Source organism: Bacillus sp. CH140a_4T, from assembly GCF_008923725.1.
GTDB lineage: Bacteria > Bacillota > Bacilli > Bacillales > Bacillaceae_G > Bacillus_A.
The window spans coordinates 359,662-378,753 of the sequence record NZ_WBPF01000021.1; the positions used below are offsets into that span (position 1 = coordinate 359,662).

23 protein-coding genes and 1 pseudogene are annotated in these 19,092 nt (G+C 33.8%); 4 read left to right on the forward strand and 20 right to left on the reverse strand.

Features of this window, described 5'->3' with window-relative positions; all coding sequences use genetic code 11:
• Positions 1 to 23: 23 nt before the first annotated feature.
• The 4 genes from F8162_RS23635 to F8162_RS23650 all read right to left on the reverse strand — a co-directional run bounded on the left by F8162_RS23635 (position 24) and on the right by F8162_RS23650 (position 3,963).
• Positions 24 to 878: a MurR/RpiR family transcriptional regulator gene (locus F8162_RS23635; protein ID WP_151630556.1), complete on the reverse strand. Its 855-nt coding sequence runs from the start codon at positions 876 to 878 to the stop codon at positions 24 to 26.
• 253 nt (positions 879 to 1,131) lie between these two features.
• Complete coding sequence (locus F8162_RS23640) at positions 1,132 to 1,779, reverse strand: response regulator (protein WP_151630557.1); 648 nt, start codon at positions 1,777 to 1,779, stop codon at positions 1,132 to 1,134.
• A 14-nt stretch (positions 1,780 to 1,793) separates the two neighbouring features.
• Positions 1,794 to 2,891 carry a sensor histidine kinase gene (locus tag F8162_RS23645; protein ID WP_225990189.1) on the reverse strand — a complete coding sequence of 366 codons (1,098 nt, stop codon included), beginning with the start codon at positions 2,889 to 2,891 and terminating at the stop codon, positions 1,794 to 1,796.
• Between the two features lie 178 nt (positions 2,892 to 3,069).
• Positions 3,070 to 3,963 (reverse strand): mechanosensitive ion channel family protein, encoded by an 894-nt coding sequence (locus tag F8162_RS23650; RefSeq protein ID WP_151630559.1) that lies wholly within the window; start codon positions 3,961 to 3,963, stop codon positions 3,070 to 3,072.
• Between the two features lie 253 nt (positions 3,964 to 4,216).
• Here F8162_RS23650 and F8162_RS23655 point away from each other — a divergent pair, with 253 nt between their 5' ends.
• Entirely contained in the window at positions 4,217 to 4,666 is a 450-nt protein-coding gene (locus tag F8162_RS23655; protein ID WP_151630560.1) for an NUDIX hydrolase, read from the forward strand.
• A gap of 33 nt (positions 4,667 to 4,699) precedes the next feature.
• Here the strand turns inward: F8162_RS23655 and F8162_RS23660 are convergent, their stop codons facing one another.
• From F8162_RS23660 to asnB, 10 genes and pseudogenes are all read right to left on the reverse strand, one after another.
• Entirely contained in the window at positions 4,700 to 5,248 is a 549-nt protein-coding gene (locus tag F8162_RS23660) for a cysteine hydrolase family protein (RefSeq protein ID WP_151630561.1), read from the reverse strand.
• A 114-nt stretch (positions 5,249 to 5,362) separates the two neighbouring features.
• On the reverse strand, positions 5,363 to 5,557 hold the full coding sequence (locus F8162_RS23665; RefSeq protein WP_151630562.1) for a hypothetical protein: 195 nt from the start codon (positions 5,555 to 5,557) through the stop codon (positions 5,363 to 5,365).
• 85 nt (positions 5,558 to 5,642) lie between these two features.
• A complete protein-coding gene (locus tag F8162_RS23670) occupies positions 5,643 to 6,131 on the reverse strand; it encodes a hypothetical protein (RefSeq protein WP_151630563.1) in 489 nt (162 codons plus the stop codon).
• 259 nt (positions 6,132 to 6,390) lie between these two features.
• Entirely contained in the window at positions 6,391 to 7,038 is a 648-nt protein-coding gene (locus tag F8162_RS23675; protein WP_151630564.1) for a nitroreductase family protein, read from the reverse strand.
• Between the two features lie 98 nt (positions 7,039 to 7,136).
• Positions 7,137 to 8,012 (reverse strand): D-amino-acid transaminase, encoded by an 876-nt coding sequence (dat, locus tag F8162_RS23680; RefSeq protein ID WP_151630565.1) that lies wholly within the window; start codon positions 8,010 to 8,012, stop codon positions 7,137 to 7,139.
• 132 nt (positions 8,013 to 8,144) lie between these two features.
• Positions 8,145 to 9,107 (reverse strand): ABC transporter substrate-binding protein, encoded by a 963-nt coding sequence (locus F8162_RS23685; protein ID WP_151630566.1) that lies wholly within the window; start codon positions 9,105 to 9,107, stop codon positions 8,145 to 8,147.
• A gap of 133 nt (positions 9,108 to 9,240) precedes the next feature.
• A pseudogene (locus F8162_RS29505) lies at positions 9,241 to 9,336 on the reverse strand (phosphatidic acid phosphatase); the annotation flags it as partial.
• Between the two features lie 8 nt (positions 9,337 to 9,344).
• Positions 9,345 to 9,674 carry a hypothetical protein gene (locus F8162_RS23690; RefSeq protein WP_151631737.1) on the reverse strand — a complete coding sequence of 110 codons (330 nt, stop codon included), beginning with the start codon at positions 9,672 to 9,674 and terminating at the stop codon, positions 9,345 to 9,347.
• A gap of 48 nt (positions 9,675 to 9,722) precedes the next feature.
• Positions 9,723 to 10,082 (reverse strand): GNAT family N-acetyltransferase, encoded by a 360-nt coding sequence (locus tag F8162_RS23695; RefSeq protein ID WP_151630567.1) that lies wholly within the window; start codon positions 10,080 to 10,082, stop codon positions 9,723 to 9,725.
• A 93-nt stretch (positions 10,083 to 10,175) separates the two neighbouring features.
• A complete protein-coding gene (asnB, locus tag F8162_RS23700) occupies positions 10,176 to 12,077 on the reverse strand; it encodes an asparagine synthase (glutamine-hydrolyzing) (RefSeq protein WP_151630568.1) in 1,902 nt (633 codons plus the stop codon).
• Positions 12,078 to 12,294: 217 nt separating this feature from the next.
• Between asnB and F8162_RS23705 the strand changes: the two genes are divergently transcribed.
• The gene (locus F8162_RS23705) at positions 12,295 to 12,759 is read left to right on the forward strand and encodes an Hsp20/alpha crystallin family protein (RefSeq protein WP_001288089.1); all 465 of its coding nucleotides are present in this window, start codon (positions 12,295 to 12,297) and stop codon (positions 12,757 to 12,759) included.
• A gap of 34 nt (positions 12,760 to 12,793) precedes the next feature.
• Here the strand turns inward: F8162_RS23705 and F8162_RS23710 are convergent, their stop codons facing one another.
• Positions 12,794 to 13,381 carry an SCO family protein gene (locus tag F8162_RS23710; protein ID WP_151630569.1) on the reverse strand — a complete coding sequence of 196 codons (588 nt, stop codon included), beginning with the start codon at positions 13,379 to 13,381 and terminating at the stop codon, positions 12,794 to 12,796.
• Positions 13,382 to 13,716: 335 nt separating this feature from the next.
• Between F8162_RS23710 and F8162_RS23715 the strand changes: the two genes are divergently transcribed.
• Positions 13,717 to 14,691 carry an MBL fold metallo-hydrolase gene (locus F8162_RS23715; protein WP_151630570.1) on the forward strand — a complete coding sequence of 325 codons (975 nt, stop codon included), beginning with the start codon at positions 13,717 to 13,719 and terminating at the stop codon, positions 14,689 to 14,691.
• Between the two features lie 199 nt (positions 14,692 to 14,890).
• Here the strand turns inward: F8162_RS23715 and F8162_RS23720 are convergent, their stop codons facing one another.
• From F8162_RS23720 to F8162_RS23735, 4 genes are all read right to left on the reverse strand, one after another.
• Positions 14,891 to 15,733, reverse strand: coding sequence for a DegV family protein (locus F8162_RS23720; protein WP_151630571.1), 843 nt, complete (start codon positions 15,731 to 15,733; stop codon positions 14,891 to 14,893).
• A 152-nt stretch (positions 15,734 to 15,885) separates the two neighbouring features.
• Positions 15,886 to 16,137 carry a DUF2535 family protein gene (locus F8162_RS23725; RefSeq protein ID WP_000629012.1) on the reverse strand — a complete coding sequence of 84 codons (252 nt, stop codon included), beginning with the start codon at positions 16,135 to 16,137 and terminating at the stop codon, positions 15,886 to 15,888.
• A 343-nt stretch (positions 16,138 to 16,480) separates the two neighbouring features.
• Complete coding sequence (tatC, locus tag F8162_RS23730) at positions 16,481 to 17,224, reverse strand: twin-arginine translocase subunit TatC (RefSeq protein ID WP_151630572.1); 744 nt, start codon at positions 17,222 to 17,224, stop codon at positions 16,481 to 16,483.
• Positions 17,225 to 17,266: 42 nt separating this feature from the next.
• Positions 17,267 to 17,452, reverse strand: a complete 186-nt coding sequence (locus F8162_RS23735; protein ID WP_000492443.1) for a twin-arginine translocase TatA/TatE family subunit — start codon at positions 17,450 to 17,452, stop codon at positions 17,267 to 17,269.
• A 213-nt stretch (positions 17,453 to 17,665) separates the two neighbouring features.
• Between F8162_RS23735 and trhA the strand changes: the two genes are divergently transcribed.
• Positions 17,666 to 18,322, forward strand: a complete 657-nt coding sequence (gene trhA, locus F8162_RS23740; RefSeq protein WP_000136877.1) for a PAQR family membrane homeostasis protein TrhA — start codon at positions 17,666 to 17,668, stop codon at positions 18,320 to 18,322.
• A gap of 35 nt (positions 18,323 to 18,357) precedes the next feature.
• On the opposite strand, the gene F8162_RS23745 is transcribed toward trhA, so the two are convergent.
• The gene (locus F8162_RS23745) at positions 18,358 to 19,080 is read right to left on the reverse strand and encodes a lysophospholipid acyltransferase family protein (RefSeq protein ID WP_151630573.1); all 723 of its coding nucleotides are present in this window, start codon (positions 19,078 to 19,080) and stop codon (positions 18,358 to 18,360) included.
• Positions 19,081 to 19,092: the final 12 nt, after the last annotated feature.

Below are 19,092 nucleotides of genomic sequence, written 5' to 3' on the forward strand. Positions count from 1 at the left end.
AAGCCCTTCATCTGAAGGACTTTTTATATTCGTTTCATCGAAATTGTTTCACGTATACTTTGTAAATTTTGCAACGTTTCTTCTTGGCGTTGTAAAGATAACCCAACGTATAAAGTATCTAATAAACTTAACTGTGCTAATCTTGATGAACTGGCTTCTGTGCGGAATTCCGTCTCACGTGTTGAAGTATATAATGTAATATCAGCAAGTTGACTTAATGCTGATTTCTGATAACTCGTAATTGCAATAATGCAAGCTCCCCTTGCTTTCGCTACTTCTAACGCTTCGAGTAACCCTTTATTGCTACCAGAATGAGAAATTGCAATAACCACTGCTTCTTTCGTAAGTAAACCCGCACCCATAATTTGAAAATGTGAATCTGTATGAGCAATACAAGAAATACCCGTTCTCATAAATTTATGATATGCATCCATCGCAATAATACCAGAACCACCATTTCCATAAAACTCAATACGGCTTGTATCTTGCAATACTTTTACAGCTTTCTCTAGCGCTGTATCGTTTAGCAAATGCAATGTATCTTGCAGTCCTGTAATATGCGAATGAAAAACTTTTTTAGCAACAGTTACCATACTATCTTCCGCCGATACTTCTTCATGAATATTTTGCATAGGAGTATGTACTATTTCACGAGCTAATGTAATCTTTAAATCTTGAAACCCTTGAAATCCAAGGTGCTTACATAAGCGGAATATCGTAGCTTCAGAACTATTCGTAACTTCAGCTAATTCTGTAATAGATTTATGTACAACATCTTGTGGATGTTTCAATATATGTTCGGCAATACTTCGCAATTTTGGTGATAAACCGTTTAACGAAGCCTGAATCTTTCCAATCCCACTTCTTGTACCCGGCATAGCGTATCTTCTCCTTCCATCTTAGCTTAATCCCGTAAAAATCCAGTTGGTACGGGCTAATAATCAGTTGGGGTGGCTCCCACTGATTCAAGTTTCACTTTATTGTACCTAATTATTGAAAGAAGAAAAACCTTTATTTGGCATCACTATGATTTGTAATGTAAATCAGTGCGAGTTTTGTACATCTCTCACTGATTGTTAGCCCGCAAATAGCGGGCTAACTCTATATATTCTTCCATAACATGGTACTCCATTATTCATACTTACGATTCCCCTCATGTTTCACCGCATATAATGCAGCTTGCGTACGATCATCGACTTCCAATTTAGCTAAAACATTTGAAACGTGTGTTTTCACAGTTTGTTCTGTAATATGAAGCTCTGCTGCAATTTCTTTATTACTTCGCCCTTTCGCAATTTCACGAAGTACTTCTTGCTCTCTTTTCGTTAACATGGAAAAAGGATTTTCTTTTTCTTTCTTAACTGCTGATCGTCCTAATAGTGCTGGTGTTACTTTCGGATGAAAATTCGCATTCCCTTCATGTACTGCGATAATTGAAGCTACAAGTTGCTCAGGCTGTACTTCTTTTAATTGATAACCATCTGCTCCAGCTTCCAGTGCTGGTAAAACATAATCTTGCTCTGAAAAACTACTTAATATAAGTATCTTTATTGTTTCATCATATTGTTTTATCCGTTTTGTTGCTTCAATACCATCCATCTTCGGCATTGATAAATCCATTAATACTACATCTGGTCTTTCCGTTCGGACGAATGTTAATGCCTCTTCGCCATTTTCTGCTTCCCCAACAATTTCAAATTCTTCTCTCGTTTTCAAAAAGAATACAAGTCCTCTTCGAACGATATGATGATCCTCAACTAATAGTAATTTAATCTTCAACCTTCTTCTCCCCTTCAAACTGGCAATTGAATTTCAATTTTTGTACCCTTTTTCAGCTCAGTTTTTATTTGAAATGATCCCCTCATTAACTGAATACGTTCCTTCATACTTTTTAAACCGAGCGCCGACTCTCTTACGTGATCTTGTATAAATCCTATTCCGTTATCTTCTATGTAAAAATACAACTGGCTATTTTCTATTTTTAAAAGTACATTTACCTTTTCACATGAAGCGTGTTTTTTACAATTATGTATTGCTTCTTGGCTAATACGCCATAAAACTTCTTCTATTTCATCTCCAATTGATACCATTCCATCAATTCGAACTTCCACGTGAATCCCTAACAACTTCCCATAATTTTTAATCGCCTCTGCTAAACCTTTCTCTAATCCTTCCGGTCTTAATTGCCAAATTAAAAGTGTCATTTCTTGTAATGCTTCCTGTGATAATTCTCCAATATAACTCAACATCTCTTGCAAGTCTCTATCTTGCGTCATATTTAGAGTACCTTTTGCTGTTAGCATAATAGAAAATAACAATTGTTTTACTGAATCATGTAAATCACGAGCTAATCGATTTCGTTCTGCTACAACTACGTATTTACGTTCTTTTTCCACTAACTGAATACGTTGTATTGTCGTTCCTATTTGAAATGCAATCGATTCTAATAATGCTAATTCTTCCTCTGAAAAATGTGTTTTTTGAGGCGAGGCCACATTTAATAGACCAAACTTTTCTGATCCAGACCTTAGCGGAATTGTCGCATGATGCGTAACATCTTCGGTCTCTCCCCAATTACATTCAATCGCATCCTCTATTCGCTTACATTCAATAATATTTGTCGCTTTTTCCAATCTGCCATTCACAAAACGCTCTACACACCAGCAGTCTCCTTCACACATCGGCTTCTTCTCTTGCCACGTAAGAGCTGGCGGTAAGTTTTGGTCTACAAGCATACGGTACTTTCCACTTTCATCAATAAAGAATATCCACCCTGTTTGTAAATTCATAACTTGTAACAATGTATGTAACACTTTTTCTAACATGTCTTGTAAGTCTGTTGCTTCATTTAATAATTCAGCAATTGCTTTTAATGCTTCTAAACGATGTATCTCTTTTTCTTCAAAATTCATTTTCATCACCATCTACCATTATAACATTAAGAAATTTCTAAATTCTACAAACAAAAAAGAACCGAATTTCTTCAGTCCTTTCTTTATACCAATCATTTTATTATTGTTATTCTCTCCAATGTTAGAAGCAAAATTTTTGTTAACAAACTGTTCTACTTTAGCTGTCCGATAAAGATTGTCCACTATGGGAATGCTGCAAGCTTTCAGTAGTAACGACCATATTTGCTGCCGGCATTTGCACTTGATTCTTATGGAACATAGACATTAATTCAAACCTTACTTGTCTAGAAGTTTCAAAATAATCTTCTGGCTTTATTAAACCTGTAATACAAAATTCATATCCAACGTATTTAAGATTCGGATTTAAATCTGTAACACCCACATATTTAAACGGTTCAACAGCCTCATCTTCTACTTTATAAAGACTAGGGGCCAATTTTTCATTACAATTAACACAAACTTCTTCTAACAATTCCTTAACTCTTGTAGGATCCTCCTGATAACTTACTGTAATCCGTTCAATTACGCGCATCCACCCTTTATTAAAATTTTGTATCGTTCTAATCTCTCCGTGTGGTATCGTAAGAAGTTTTCCTGACCATTCACGAATTTGCATAAAACGAATACTAATTTCCTCAATTGTTCCTGAGTTTGTTCCGTTAAAAGTAACAAAATCGCCAACACGAAACTCTTTGTCCGCTAATCGTGCAAAGCCTAATATAACATCTTTTAACATCTGTTGTGCAGCAAAACCGATAACAACTCCCGCTATCCCTGCACCTGCAATAATACTTTTTATATCTACAAATTGGCTAATTAAATAAATGATTAGACTGATGATAATGATATATCTAAAAATAGATCGAATCACACTTTGAATTGTTTGCTCTACCTCTTCATCAAAAAAGCTTGATTTCCTAAAAAACCAATCAATAATGCGGTTGATTACAAAAGAGATAATGATTAAAACTAAAGCAAATAGTAAAAATCTTAAAAGTAAAAACTCTCTTACATAATTAAAAAATTCTTCAGTATACGTTAATACACTCATCTATCCACTTCCTTAACTAATGAAAATTTCATAAAAAACTCGTTTATTGTTTTAATTTTTGATTTCCTTAAAACTTGTTACACATTCTTCTATAAATATACCCTTTTTCATCACCTAAAGGGAGCTGACAATTGAAATTTTATTAAATGAAGTTTTTTTAAAATCGCAACAATTCCCTATACAAAAAGGGAAATATTAACACAACGCCGAATAGTTCATTTAAAAACATTTTGACTCTCGGAGGTTACTAACAATGGGATATATCGAAGAGCTAAGAGAAGTTATCGGATCAAGACCACTCAATTTAGCTGGCGTTGCTGTAGCTGTTTTCAATGAACAAGGACAAATATTACTACAACAAAGGCGAAGTGGTATTTGGGGTGTCCCTGGTGGATTTGTTGAACTTGGTGAATCAACAGAAGAAGCCGGAAGACGAGAAGTGCTTGAAGAAACAGGGATTGAAATAGGAACCTTACAATTAATAAGCGTATTTTCCGGAAAAGAATTTTTTGTGAAATTACCGAACGGAGATGAATTTTATCCTATCACAATCGCATATCTTTGCAATGAAATTACAGGCGGCACATTAAAAGCTGATGGGTTTGAATCATTACATGTACAGTTTTTTGATTTAAATGCGTTACCCGAAAATATTAGTCCGTTCATAAAAAAACTAATTGAGCGAAACCTCGTCTCAATTTAAATGTAAAAGAGACCTTTTTAAAGGCCTCTTTTTTCACTTGACTTCTGCATGTAAGCATGACTTAAAATGTCCAAGTGCAAATTCATGTCCTTGCCCATTAAAAGATGCAACCGCCTTTTCAAAAACAACAATTTTAAATCCTTTATTATAAGCGTCTACTGCTGTGTGAAGAACGCAAATATCAGTACAAACACCTACAAGATGAACTTCTTCTATTCCTCTTTCTCTTAATTTCATCTCTAAGTCTGTTCCAGCAAATGCACTATATCGTGTTTTATCCATGTAATATATATTCTCAGCATTTTTATATGTTTCGTATACCTCTTGTAACTCACCAAACAAATCTCTTCCATTTGTACCAGCTATGTTATGAGGCGGGAATAACTTTGATTCTGGATGATATACATCGTTTTCTTCATGTTTATCAATCGCAAAGACTACGTAATCTCCATTTTCAATATATTGCTTCGTTATATGGACAATTTCCTTCTCGATTTCTTGCCCTGGTTTCCCGCATGTTAAAGCACCTTTTTCAGCTACAAAATCATATGTATAATCAATATTAATAAGCGCTCGTTTCATAACTACTATCTCCCCTTCTTCTGTTTCACAGTAAACAATAGAAAATTTGTTATTACGACATCGTATGTACTATTCGACATTTCAAATGAAATACCTACATTTTTCATGTAAAACTTACCTTAATCCGAGTTTATCATATAATAGATAAACAGTGGTAAAACAAATAGCTCCTATTAGCAAGTCGTGAATTTGATAGTCAAGCGTAATTTGAGTCACCTCTTGGATCGTAAACCAAATGACTGACATCGTTAAAATAATCAAGACGATACGAATACACCGACTCACATCTTCAGCCTCTTTCTCTGTCATAGTAGAAACAAGTTATTCACTATTACATCCTCTAGTATAAACAAAAAAGCACACTACTTTTTGAGTAATGTACTTTTTATTCTTCTTATGACGCAGGTTTTGTTTCGAATGTTGCTTGATTTAAACTAATAACCTTTCCTTTTGGATCATTGTTTTCATACTGAACTGCAGTAATCGTATGACTACCCGTCTCAAGCGTCTTTTCTTTTAATTGTACTGTTGTCTGTGTTGTACTAGTTACTTGATGTTTATCTGCATACAATTGATCTACAAATATAAATGTTTCTTTATCATTTTGAAAATTAGAAAGCTCTAATTCAACATGTTGAATTAAAGTATCCTTTTTGATGAATACAGTTGGTATATTGCCATTTTCAGAAGTACCATCCGGTGTAATAACTTTTACTTTTCCTTCACCCACTGGCACTGCACCTTCAGGAAATACAACTATATTCTCATTACTTGCGTTTACAACTCGTTCTTCCTGCTTTGATTGCGCATCCTCTTTTTCTTGTGGAGTACCGCAACCGGCTAATAACAATACAGACAATCCAGTGATTATGAATTTTTTCAAAATCCATCCCCCCTGTCATTTCATTATAATTTATTATACAAAAATAACTTTTTAATTTTAAGACTATTTTCAACACTTTCATGAACAAATAGAATCTTGCTCACGATTAATGTATCATACTTTCCTTAATAGAACATTAATTTTTTTTATGAAATAAATAGTAATTCCCTCTTATCTATCATTTTAGCCCAACAAATTAATTACATACCTTTCCAAAATAAAAAGACATTGTTCATTCAATGTCTTTTTATTTTCGGCTTTAAAAAACAAATGTTGTAATCTCATCTACTTCTTTTCTTGGAAGTTTCTTCGGCTTATCTTTGGGAAAACCAAGTGAAATAACCATATTTATTTGTTTTTCAGGCTCAATTTGTAAATATTGTCGTAGTTCATCTTGAGCTAACAATACCGGTCCTGTCATTGGACAAGTACCAAGCCCCTTCGCATGTGCAGCCAACATTAAGTTTTGTGCCGCTAAACAGCTACTCTTAATTCCTTCTTCTTCCCAAACTGAATCTGGTACAAAAGCGATTGGATCAAATATCTTTTCACGAAACTTTGATTCATATGGCGTTGCCAAACATACGATTAATACTGGCGCCTCGGAGAAAGCTGTTGCATATGGTCCGAAAGAACGTGTAAGTAATTTCCCTGCTTTCTCTTCTCCGTTTTCTGTCGCTTTTGCCGCAAGTTTATGTAATGCATCCCATGTCATTTGCTCAATTTCTTTAATTTTCTCTCGGTTCATAATGACCAAGAATTCCCACGTTTGTGAGTTCGTATCACTCGGTGCATAACGAGCACAATCAATAATTTCTTTTATATCACTAGTGGCTACTTCTTGTTCTGTAAACTTTCTAACACTTCGTCTACCGTGAATTACTTCTTTAAAATCTTCATAATTCATACATTAAATCCCCTTTTTACAGCGTTTTCAAAACTTGTCCTATGCTTGAATTATATCATGAAAAAAAGCTGGAGGAGTACCAGCTTTTTTCTTCAATATTAGTTCGTAACTTTAAACAAACTAATACTTTCTTCATATGCAACTTGAAGTTTCTTTGTAATCGGTCCTCTTTCTCCGGTTCCAAACTGCTCATCACCTATTTGAACGACTGGGAATATTTCAAGTGGTGTCGCTGTGAAGAAGCACTCATCAGCTTCATATACTTCTTGTAGTGAAAATTCTCGTTCTTCTACTTCAATATGTAACTCTTTCGCTAATGTAATAACGTAATGACGGGTAATGCCGTGTAGAATGTAATTGTCAGCCGGATGTGTAATCAATTTATTATTTTTCACCATAAAGAAATTTGAATGACACCCTTCCGTTACAATTCCATCTCGTACTAATATCGCTTCTTGATAGCCTTGTTCGTTTATTTTATTTTTAATCATAATATTAGGTAGCAGGTTTAAAGATTTTATATGGCAAAACTTCCAGCGTATATCCTCTTCTACAGTAACTTTTATTCCTCTTTCCATAGCAGCAATTGGCCTTGGAAACGAAACAATATTTGCAAAATATGTTGGTTGCATATTTGACTCATATACATGATTACGTGCTTGAGCACCTCTTGATATTTGCAAATATACATTCCCATCTTCTTGAAATTGATTTTTTTCAATCATTTCATGTAACTCTTCCACTAATTTTTCCTTAGTAAACGGTGGAATTAGTTTTATTTCTTCCATAGACTTAAAGAATCGTTCCAAATGTAGATCTAATAAATGTGGCTTCCCATCATATAGTCTGAATACCTCATATATACCATCACCAAATTGAAAGCCTCTCTCCTCTAATGGAATCATCGGCTGTTCTTCCTTTGTATTTACAATTCTTCCATTAAACAAAATCCAATCTTTATGAGTAGCTTTCATTTATTCCCACTCCTTTATTCCATGATTGGTTTAATTGTACAACTTATCAACACTTAAAAGAAGGAATTTTCTGTATTTTTACAGATAAAAAAAGTACATCACCCATTTAAAGTGATGTACCGGGCCATTCCTTTACTTCAGAAAATATTTTTCAATATCATCTAACATAAGGTTTGCAGCTACAATACCACCTGCTGTATTCCAAATTACTTCATCTACTTGGAATACTTTATTATCTTTAGAAGCCTGTAACTGTTTAAAGAGCGGATCTTCTGTCCATTCTTTCGCTAACGTGTTTCCTTCATTATTCTTATCCGCATCTTTATCAGATGTGAAATAGAATAAATAGTCCCCGTCCATATTTGGAATTTGTTCTTTTGTAATTCCTTTTATCGCAAATTCATCTTTATCTTGTAGTGGTGGTCGTTTAAACCCAATATCATTTAATACAACGCCTGAGAATGAATTTTTTTGATAAATACGAACATCACCTGGGACGAAGCGAATAATGGAAACTTTAGAGTTAATTTTATCACCTAATTGTTCTTTTATTCCTGCAATACGCTTTTTATAATCATTAAGAGCATTTTGTCCTTCTTTTTCTTTATTTACAGCTTTTGTATAAAGCGTAAAGTTTTCTTTCCAATCACCGCGCAATGTTTCAGCATATACTGTTGGCGCGATTTCTTTTAACTGCTCATATATTTTTTCGTGACGCATTTTATTTCCAATAATTAAATCCGGCTTAAGCTTCATTACTGCCTCTAAATTAATGTCACGCTCAGTTCCTACTACTTTCGTATCTTTTAACTCTTTTGCTAAATGAGGATACCATTCATCACCAGCTCGTGGTTTTGTCGTTCCAACTGGCGTTACTCCAACAGTTACAAGTGCCTCAGCACCCTCATTTGTTAAAACAACAACTCTTTTTGGCGTACCATTCACTGTCGTTTCGCCCATTGCATGTTTTATCGTATATGAATCTTTAGCATTAGCTGATGTATCTTTTTCTTTCTTCTCTTCTTTACCGCACCCTGCGATTATAATCGTTAATAACATAACGCAAAGTATAAGCATATTTTTAGTACGTGTCATAAGTCCTCCTAGTTGAAATTGATTATCATTTACATTTTAAAGAGTAATGTATATCTCATACATTGTCAATAGATATATCAGAAAACTTTTTCAATATATATAATTTAGACCTCATTTTTATTCAAACTATTACTTATTTTTTATCCATATTTTTTAACCGTAACATATGAAAAATAAACGGACATAAGAAAGTAATTGTAATTCCAGTCAATACATAACGTAAATAAAAAAACCGCCTTATGTAAGGCGGTTTCTATCATTTTGCTTTAACCAATTTAAAATAAATATATACGATTGATAGTGAATATAACGTATGCAAAATAAAAGAAATAAAAAAGCTATTCCAGCGCTACTATACAGCAAACCGAACTTTACAAAAATATTTAAAAGCGGCGGAAAGTTCGTTATGTTTTGTAATGTAATAAGCATACTAAACAAAAGAAAAAAAACAGGGGCATATTGTAATTCATACGGCTTTTTCTTCATATTCATTCTTTTTCGAATGAACATATGGATTAGCTCTGCTACTACAAAACACCCTCCAATTAATACAAGACCAGAAGTCATCGTCATATATCCACCTGCCTTATATTTATCCCGCGTAACTACGCATCATTATATTTTCTTCACATATATTCCATCTTCTTCATTAAAACCAAAGCTCTCTATGAAAGATTTAGCTTGTTCGGTTAATTCCGTTTGTATTACTTTTATCTCTTTCACATTTCTTTCTTTCATCATCGTTTCAAATGTAAAATACGTATTTGTTCCATAACCATAACTTTGATAATCAAAGTGAATAATTAACTGAGATAAAACCGCACTCTCCTCTTGAACACGATAATCTATTACACCAATATATGTATCATCAACTTTCACACAATACTGTACCTGATTCTCACTTAAACTATGTGAGCGAAACATTTCTTTCACAACGTTTTCATTTTCTACATTTACTTTTTCAAACATAATCATATGTTGTCCATCCTTTTACTATTATTGTATCAATAGTTCGTTCTATTTATGAAAAAAACCTTAAGATCATATGCGATCTTAAGGTTTTTCTAATTAAACTAAGCTATACGCACGTTTCGTTTCTTCGTGGAACTTATTCGTATCGTATTTATGCTCAACATAAATTTGATGCCATACCATAAACGCAAGTACAGTCCAAATTTTACGGCTATAATCGCCTTTATCTGCACAATGTGCTTCCAGTAAGTTTAATACGTACTGTTTGTCGATTAAATGCTCTGTTTTACTCTCGTTTATAATATTGATAGCCCAATCATGCATTTCGTCTTTTAACCAATGACGAATTGGTACTGGGAATCCAAGTTTTTTACGATCTAATACGTGATCTGGAACAATTCCGCGTGCTGCTTCACGTAAAATAGCTTTCGTAGTTCCGTTAGCAATCTTTAATTCAGTTGGGATTTTAGATGCAACATCAAATACTTCTTTATCTAAGAACGGTACACGAAGTTCTAATGAGTTTGCCATTGTCATTTTATCAGCTTTTAATAAAATGTCACCGCGTAACCATGTGAACATGTCAATGTACTGCATTTTACTTACATCATCATAATCTTTAATTTCGTTATACAATGGTTTCGTGATATCCATATAGTTAACACTTTCATCGTAATACTTCATTAATTCAGCTTTCTCTTCTTCACGGAAGATTTTCGCGTTTCCATAGTAACGCTCTTCAATTGGCGTACATCCACGCTCTAAGAAGCTCTTTCCTTTAAATCCTTCTTTAAGAGCACCACTTAATGCTTTTAGAACGCTCTTACCTGGGCTAGGAATGTAAGAGAACATTTTTAGTGAGTTTGGCTCACGATAAATGTTATAACCACCAAATAGCTCGTCTGCACCTTCACCTGAAAGAACAACTGTTACATGCTTACGTGCTTCTTTTGCCACAAAGTACAATGGTACAGCTGCTGGATCTGCTAAAGGATCATCCATATGCCAAATGATTTTTGGGAACTCATCCATAAACTCTTTCGCTGAAATGAATACGTTATGGTTTTTAACGCCTAATTTCTCAGCAGTTTCTTTGGCAACATCAACTTCACTGAAACCACGTTGTTCAAAACCAATAGAGAATGTTAAAAGATTTGGATTCATTTCTCTTGCGATAGAAGCGATAATAGATGAATCGATACCACCAGATAAGAATGAACCTACTGGTACATCACTGCGCATATGCACTTTTACTGAATCATATAACACATCACGAATTGCTTGGATATGCTCCTCTTTCGTTGCGCTTGAAGCATTGAAATAAGGTTTCCAGTAGCGATGGATTTCCATCTCTTTACCGACTTCTTTTACGAAATAATGACCAGGCTCGATTTTATTAACATCAATTGTTAATGTTTCTGGCTCTGGACCATATTGGTACGTAAAGTAATGTTGTAGTGACGTTGGATTAACGCCTTTATCTTCCATCACATGCATAATACTTTTCTTCTCAGATGCGAAGAATGTAGTATCACCTTGTTGTGCGATGTATAAAGGTTTAATACCGAAGTGGTCACGTGCACCGAAAAGTTTCTTCTCTTCACGATCCCAAATCATAAATGCAAACATACCACGAAGATAGTCTACACATTTTTCTTTCATATGTGCATACAATGCAATGATAACTTCTGTATCAGATTGTGTTGCAAACGTTGCACCTTTTTCAAGTAACATTTCACGTAATTCTACATAGTTGTAAATTTCACCATTAAAAATAATTACATATCGATCATTTTCATAAGTTAGCGGCTGATGTCCTGCCTCTAAGTCAATGATGCTTAAACGGCGGAAGCCAAATTGTACATGTTCATCACGAAAATATCCTTCGTCATCTGGACCGCGGTGGAAAATCATCGTGTTCATATTTTCAAATTGATGTTTTTCTGTTTCTGAAAACTCTCTAGGGTTTTCACATAAACATCCTACAAAACCACACATACTTCTTACCCTCTTTCAGTTTTCATTCTGTCTATATACTACTATATCAACCCTATTTATACTAGCATAATCAATTGAATATGGCGACCAAAAACTATAAAAAAATCACTCCATTTCACATTTTTAACAATTTTTTATGAAAACATGAAAACTAGGCAATCACCTTTCTCCGCTTTTGTCATATGATATTGCAAATTGATTTCTAGGAGGGAATTCCATGAGTGAAGAAAAAAAAGACTCTTCTCGCCCACCGGTTCGCAATTATTTAAAACAAATTGATGATTTCTTTGAGCAAACACCACTTCGCAATGTAATCGCTGATTTAAATCATTTTTTCCAAAAAGGAAACCGTTTATTAACATTCCCTGTAGATTTATATGAAGTTGGTGAAGAGCTTGTAGTTACAGCTGAACTGCCGGGTATCCAAAAAGAACAAATTCAAATTGAAATACAAACTGAATACTTAAAGGTCTCTGTAAAAGAAGAGATACTAGAAGAAGCAGATGAAGAAACATCTCATAACTATTATCGCCGAGAACGTTCCATTTCAGAAGCATCAAGATTGATTAAATTACCGTACTCAATTAATAAAAAAGCAGCGAAAGCTTCGTATCAAAACGGCGTGTTAGAAATTCGGGCACCAAAACTTCCGCAACAACATGACATTTTATCCATCGACTAATGTAAAAAAAGAAGGGTGCTGTGCACCCTTCTTTTTAATCCGCTAATCGCTTCATATCACGTATAATGTCTTCGTACGGTGTATTACTAATACCATTATACTTTTTCATTACTTTTCCGTTTTGATCAATTAAATAAAATGATGTACCATGCATAACTTGACCATTTTCCGGTTTATCTACAAGTGATTGGAAATTATCTTTTGAAAACTTTGTAATATCTTCTAACGAATAACCCGTTAATAAATTCCAGTTACTAGTATCCTCTGTAAACTTTTGAATGAAAGCCTTCAGATTCTCAGGCTTATCAAGGTCTGGATCTACACTAAACGAAACAAACTGAACGTCTAATTTCTCTTCTTTTGCCATCTTTTGCAGTTTTGCCATATTAGCAGTCATTGGCGGACAAACTGTTTGGCAATTTGTGAACATAAAATCTGCAACCCAAACTTTCCCTTTTAAATCTTTTGTACCAAATGGCTTTCCATCTTGATTTGTAAATTGGAACGTTTCTAAATCCCAATTTAATGGTTTACGAAGCTTTGAACCTGATCCACTACATCCAGCAAGTACAAAGAGACAAAATACAACCATAAGACCAATTATTTTTTGATAACGCTTCATTTATAAACCTCTTTTCTCTATCCTAAATTTAAATAGGTTATGTTTATCATAACAAAAGTTAACACTACGAGAAAATTGTTTACTACATTTGTTCACGAAATCGTACGAATTTATGTATGTTACTTCTTAATTTCAAGCGAATTACTAGACAAAATATATTTTTTTACTATTATTTCTCTAAATAAAAGGTGCAAAACTAATTTTATTGTTACTTTTGTAAACGCATCCCCCTATTTTTTAACAATTCCTTAAACATTCATCCATGTTATACACTGTATTCCTTAACAACATTTCGGTACAATACAATTACAACGATTTTAAATGAGGTGATGTTCATGACAAAACGTTATGAAAACATGGATAATGTGAGCACAAAAAAATCAATTCGTTCCTTTATACGTTGGCGAAAAGAACGAAAACAAAATAAAAAGGATTTTTCTTTTTTAGTAGAACAATCACCTGTTAAACAAAGTAAATTCCTACAAAACAACTTTGAAAAGACGACTGTAACTTGGATTGGTCATTCCTCATTCCTTATTCAAACGAATGGGCTAAATATATTAACAGATCCAGTATGGGCTACTAAATTAAAATTAGTTCCAAGACTTACTGAACCTGGTCTTTCAATACAAGAACTACCTAAAATTGATATTGTCCTCATTTCGCACGGTCATTATGATCATTTAGATTTTTCAACGCTTCGCCAGCTAGATGATGATGTTTTATACCTTGTACCTATTGGACTGAAAAAATTATTTACTCGCAAAAAATTTACTCATGTAGAAGAATATAATTGGTGGGAAAATACAATCATTAATGATGTTTCCTTTCACTTCGTACCTGCTCAGCACTGGACGAGAAGATCATTATTTGATATGAATACATCTCACTGGGGTGGATGGATTATTAATAATGAAACAACGAAAGAAACCATTTATTTTTGTGGTGACAGTGGTTACTTCCAAGGTTTCAAAGAAATTGGCAAACGCTTTTCAATTGATATTGCCCTTATGCCAATTGGCGCTTATGAACCAGAATGGTTTATGAAAGTATCTCATGTTTCACCTGAAGAGGCAGTGCAAGCTTATTTAGATTTAAACGCTACACACTTTATACCGATGCATTACGGAGCTTTTGCCCTCGCTGATGAAACACCCCGCGAGGCAGTAACAAGGCTTCGAAATAATTGGAATTTACGTATGTTACCGTGGGAACAACTGCATGTACTCTTTTTAGGCCAAACTTTTACTTATAATAGTGCAACAAACGGTAAGCAAGTAAATGAAAAAATTGAAACATTACACGTATAACGTAACTACTTATTTTCTATATCTAACATATACTATAGAAAATCATAAAGTGAAACTTTAATCAGTGGGTGTTTTCTATGAATGAATATTTACAGACTCGCTATATCATTAGCGGGAGTGCCTGTATAACGCTTCTTATTTCTTACTTTCTATTCACATAAAAAAGCTACTTGAAAATATATTTCAAGTAGCTTTTTTATTACTCTGCTAAATACATAAATCCGATTGCACCCGGGCCTGTATGAGTACTAATAATAGGCGTTGTAAAGAAAATTTCTGATTGAGCAAATCCACTTACTTTTTCAACAGCCGCTTTTACATTTTCAGCTAAAGGAATTGCTTTTGCATGTGGAATTGCTACAGCTTTTACAACTTTTCCAGCTGTATCTTCCTCAAATAACTTAGCTAATGTTTTTACAATTTGACCTTGGCTACGCACTTTCGTTACAGGGTTATAAACACCATCTTCAAGGCTAGCAATTGGTTTTATATTAAGTAGCGAACCGATAAACGCTTTTCCTTTACCGATACGCCCACCCTTCACTAAGTTTTCTAATGTATCTACTACTACATATAAACGAGTATTCTTTCTCACTTCATCTACACGTTTTAAAATTTCTTCTAGTGAGCGTCCTTCATTTGCCATTTTCGCAGCTTCTATTACTTGATATGCTAAAGCATGTGTAATAAATTGAGAATCAACAACTGTTACTTTTGTATCGGTCATTGATGCAGCACTATTGGCAGTTGCCACAGTACCACTCATTCCACTTGTCATATGAATGGAAAGTACTTCACTTCCATCTTCACCTAACTTGTCATACATTTCTACAAATGTACCCATTGCCGGTTGTGATGTTTTTGGTAATTCCTCTGATTTGATCATTTCTTCAATAAATTCATCAGGTTGTAAATCAACACGATCTAAATATGTTTGTCCATTTACAGAGATTGATAATGGTAGCACATGAATGCCATACTTATCAATTACCTCTTGTGATAAATCTGCAGTTGAATCTGTTACAATTTTAATTTTTTGCATATTATATTCTTCCCTTTCCAATACGCTCTCCTTGTTATTATACTAGCATTCCCTGTGCTTTCAACAATTTCGAACAAATTTCACCAAATTAATTATATTTTTATACCTAAAATGAAAAAGACAGAGTTTACTAACCCTGTCCATACTCCGTATCATGCATTTTTTTCAAGGGTATTTGTTTTATATACATTTAAATAATCATTCCACTTCAAACAATTTTGCAAATATTCACGGAAAGAATACGAAAATCTTGGGTGCTTTTGTTTTTGAATTTTTGCAATAAATAATTGAAGACGAGACTGAATTAGAAACGATAATGGATGCTGTGCCTGTAGGACAGGGATTTCGAATATTTTAATACAATCCCCTGTTGAATGAGTGAAATAAAAACTTTTCGTAATCACAATATCAATCCTCTTTTTCATTGGATTTTTGAACTTCCTCAACTTTACGCTGTAACACGTTGTTTAAAGTGGAGACTTCTATGAATACAAAAGTACTCTTAGTCAATCCCTGTAGTCCTTTTGGTTAGAAGATTTATACTCTATTCATCTCCACCTAATCCATCCTCCGTCCTACATATCCGATAAGACAGGAATCTCGTTATCCGTATATCGCTTACTGATTTTAGTATAAACTTAGTAAAGCGCAAAGTTTGTCTAAATTTTGGAGATTCTATAATTTTTTTCTTCTTTATATTGTATACGTTTATAGCTATAGTATAACAACTAAATAAAAAAAGTGCCTTTATAACGAGGCACTTTTCGACTGTATTTCTTCATCTCTTTTCTTTTTTCGCTTACTAACAATCTTTGATAAAACGATACTAATTTCATAAATACAAATAAGCGGTACCGCTACTAAACTATGTGATAAAAAATCAGGCGGTGATATACATGATGCAATGATAATCAATGCTACGTAAGCGTACCTTCTTATTTTCATTAGAAATTCCGCCGTCAATAGTCCAATACTCGTTAAAAACATGACAACTACAGGCAATTCAAAAATTACAGCAAATGGAACTGTTAAATTAAGAACAAAATGAAAATACTTTTCTGTCGTAAACATTGTATTAAACATTTCATTACCTATCGTAGTTAAAAAATGAAATAAAAACGGCATTACAACGAAATATCCAAAACATAAACCTGCAATAAATAATATAGACAATACCGGTATATACATGACTGTCATTTTTTGTTCATTTGGATGTAAACCCGGTTTTACAAATAACCAAATTTGTATAGCAGCAAAAGGAATTGTACAAACGATAGCAAATACTGTAGCAATCGAGAAAAAAATCCACAATACATCACTTGGACCGAGAACAGTTAATTTCATTGGTAAGTCTTTTACAAGCCAAAAATAAATATCCTTCGTAAATGTAAATCCGATAATTAAAAATAGTACAAAGGATAGCACTGTATATATTACTCGTTTGCGAAGCTCAACAATATGTTCTACTACGCTCATTTCCCGATCTTCCATCTCGTTCACCACACTTTATTTATCCATTTCGAAGAAAATTCATTACATTTTTTCTTTCTTTTCCTTCTCTTGAAATGCATCATCAGTCAATTCTTTCGTTGATTTTTTGAATTCTTTTAACGTTTCCCCTAAAGCCTTTCCTATTTCCGGCAATTTTTTCGGCCCAAACAATATGAGTACAGCTACTAAAATTAAAATTAATCCTGGAAAGCCAATATTTGAAAACATTTCTCCATCCCCTTTATTAGTAGATTCCTTGTCCTACTATTGCATAATTTTATTTTGTCAAAAAAGTTTGAAAACGTCAACAAATCCATTGCCTTTTGTCAAAAAAATTCAAAAATATAATCAATTATACAAATTTCATTTTCTATTGCCCTTGTGTATGATATGGTAAGGGAAACGACATATTATTTTATGATAGTAGAAAGGATTTGCATTATGACTGAAAAAATGACACGAATGACACATTTTGTGAAAGAAGAAATTGCAAATGCAATTACACATGGTATCGGTGCCATTTTAAGCATCCCTGCCTTAATCATATTGATTATTCATGCCTCTAAGCATGGTACCGCATCTGCTGTAGTTGCATTTACGGTTTATGGTGTAAGCATGTTCTTACTGTACTTGTTTTCGACATTGTTACATAGCATTCACCATCCAAAAGTAGAAAAATTATTTACTATACTAGATCACTCAGCCATTTATTTATTAATCGCTGGCACATATACTCCTTTTTTACTGATTACGCTTCGTGGACCATTAGGCTGGACGTTACTCGCTATTATATGGACACTAGCAATCGGGGGTATCATCTTCAAAATTTTCTTTGTACGTCGCTTTATTAAAGCATCAACGTTATGTTATATCATTATGGGATGGCTTATAATCGTTGCTATTAAACCACTTTATGAAAATCTAACTGGACATGGTTTTTCACTACTTTTAGCGGGCGGAATTTTATATTCTGTAGGGGCTATATTCTTTCTTTGGGAAAAGTTGCCTTTCAATCATGCCATTTGGCATCTTTTCGTTTTAGGTGGTAGTGCAATGATGTTTTTCTGCGTACTCTTTTATGTCTTACCTACAGCATAAAAAAAGGTTTCAGCTTATATAAGCTGAAACCTTTTTTATTGCTTATGTAATTGTGATGCGATAACATCCTGTGTATGCTTCGTTAACTCTTTAATATCCATATTCGCATACTCTTCAGGTGTAATCGGCTTAGAAATTGTTACAGTTGCATGAGCTCGTTTCATGCGGTTTCCATTTGCTTCAAACATTTTATACGTCCCATCTAATGTTACAGGTAAGATTGCTACACCAGATTTTACTGCAAGGTGAAAACTCCCAGCCTTAAACTCTCCAATTTCGCCACCCTTACTTCTCGTCCCTTCTGGGAAGATTACGATAGAATGTCCATTCTTTAACAGCTCAATACCATCTTTAATCGCTTGAAGTGATTGACGACGATCATTACGATTCATAAATACACAATTCATAAGTTCCATCCAGGTTGGTACAACTGGAAACTTCTTAATCTCTGCTTTTGAAACGAATCCAATTGGTTTATTTAAGTAACCTAGTAAAACAGGAATATCCATATTACTCTGATGATTACTTACAACTAGTACCGGCTTATCTTTTGGAACATTTTCCAGTCCCTTTACTTCAACTGCCCCACCAGCTACACGTACCATTTTCTTACCAAACCAATTTGTCGTTTTATACACAACATTATCTTTTTCTTGTGGCGACATCTTAGTTACTTGTCTTTTCAGACGCCACATTCTCGGTGTAATCGCAATTACGATTAAAATTAAATAAAAGATTTTAAAAAACGTTTGAATCATACAGAACCCCCA

What these genes read in the sequence shown, in the direction of transcription:
- F8162_RS23705 (WP_001288089.1), top strand. Translation starts at nt 12,295, where the DNA reads ATGAGTGAAGAAAAAAAAGACTCTTCTCGCCCACCGGTTCGCAATTAT.
- tatC (WP_151630572.1), bottom strand. Translation starts at nt 17,224, where the DNA reads ATGGAAGATCGGGAAATGAGCGTAGTAGAACATATTGTTGAGCTTCGC.
- F8162_RS23690 (WP_151631737.1), bottom strand. Translation starts at nt 9,674, where the DNA reads ATGACTTCTGGTCTTGTATTAATTGGAGGGTGTTTTGTAGTAGCAGAG.
- trhA (WP_000136877.1), top strand. Translation starts at nt 17,666, where the DNA reads ATGACTGAAAAAATGACACGAATGACACATTTTGTGAAAGAAGAAATT.
- F8162_RS23695 (WP_151630567.1), bottom strand. Translation starts at nt 10,082, where the DNA reads ATGATTATGTTTGAAAAAGTAAATGTAGAAAATGAAAACGTTGTGAAA.
- F8162_RS23735 (WP_000492443.1), bottom strand. Translation starts at nt 17,452, where the DNA reads ATGTTTTCAAATATTGGCTTTCCAGGATTAATTTTAATTTTAGTAGCT.
- asnB (WP_151630568.1), bottom strand. Translation starts at nt 12,077, where the DNA reads ATGTGTGGTTTTGTAGGATGTTTATGTGAAAACCCTAGAGAGTTTTCA.
- dat (WP_151630565.1), bottom strand. Translation starts at nt 8,012, where the DNA reads ATGAAAGCTACTCATAAAGATTGGATTTTGTTTAATGGAAGAATTGTA.
- F8162_RS23675 (WP_151630564.1), bottom strand. Translation starts at nt 7,038, where the DNA reads ATGAATTATGAAGATTTTAAAGAAGTAATTCACGGTAGACGAAGTGTT.
- F8162_RS23635 (WP_151630556.1), bottom strand. Translation starts at nt 878, where the DNA reads ATGCCGGGTACAAGAAGTGGGATTGGAAAGATTCAGGCTTCGTTAAAC.
- F8162_RS23745 (WP_151630573.1), bottom strand. Translation starts at nt 19,080, where the DNA reads ATGATTCAAACGTTTTTTAAAATCTTTTATTTAATTTTAATCGTAATT.
- F8162_RS23715 (WP_151630570.1), top strand. Translation starts at nt 13,717, where the DNA reads ATGACAAAACGTTATGAAAACATGGATAATGTGAGCACAAAAAAATCA.
- F8162_RS23685 (WP_151630566.1), bottom strand. Translation starts at nt 9,107, where the DNA reads ATGACACGTACTAAAAATATGCTTATACTTTGCGTTATGTTATTAACG.
- F8162_RS23720 (WP_151630571.1), bottom strand. Translation starts at nt 15,733, where the DNA reads ATGCAAAAAATTAAAATTGTAACAGATTCAACTGCAGATTTATCACAA.
- F8162_RS23710 (WP_151630569.1), bottom strand. Translation starts at nt 13,381, where the DNA reads ATGAAGCGTTATCAAAAAATAATTGGTCTTATGGTTGTATTTTGTCTC.
- F8162_RS23655 (WP_151630560.1), top strand. Translation starts at nt 4,217, where the DNA reads ATGGGATATATCGAAGAGCTAAGAGAAGTTATCGGATCAAGACCACTC.
- F8162_RS23665 (WP_151630562.1), bottom strand. Translation starts at nt 5,557, where the DNA reads ATGACAGAGAAAGAGGCTGAAGATGTGAGTCGGTGTATTCGTATCGTC.
- F8162_RS23650 (WP_151630559.1), bottom strand. Translation starts at nt 3,963, where the DNA reads ATGAGTGTATTAACGTATACTGAAGAATTTTTTAATTATGTAAGAGAG.
- F8162_RS23660 (WP_151630561.1), bottom strand. Translation starts at nt 5,248, where the DNA reads ATGAAACGAGCGCTTATTAATATTGATTATACATATGATTTTGTAGCT.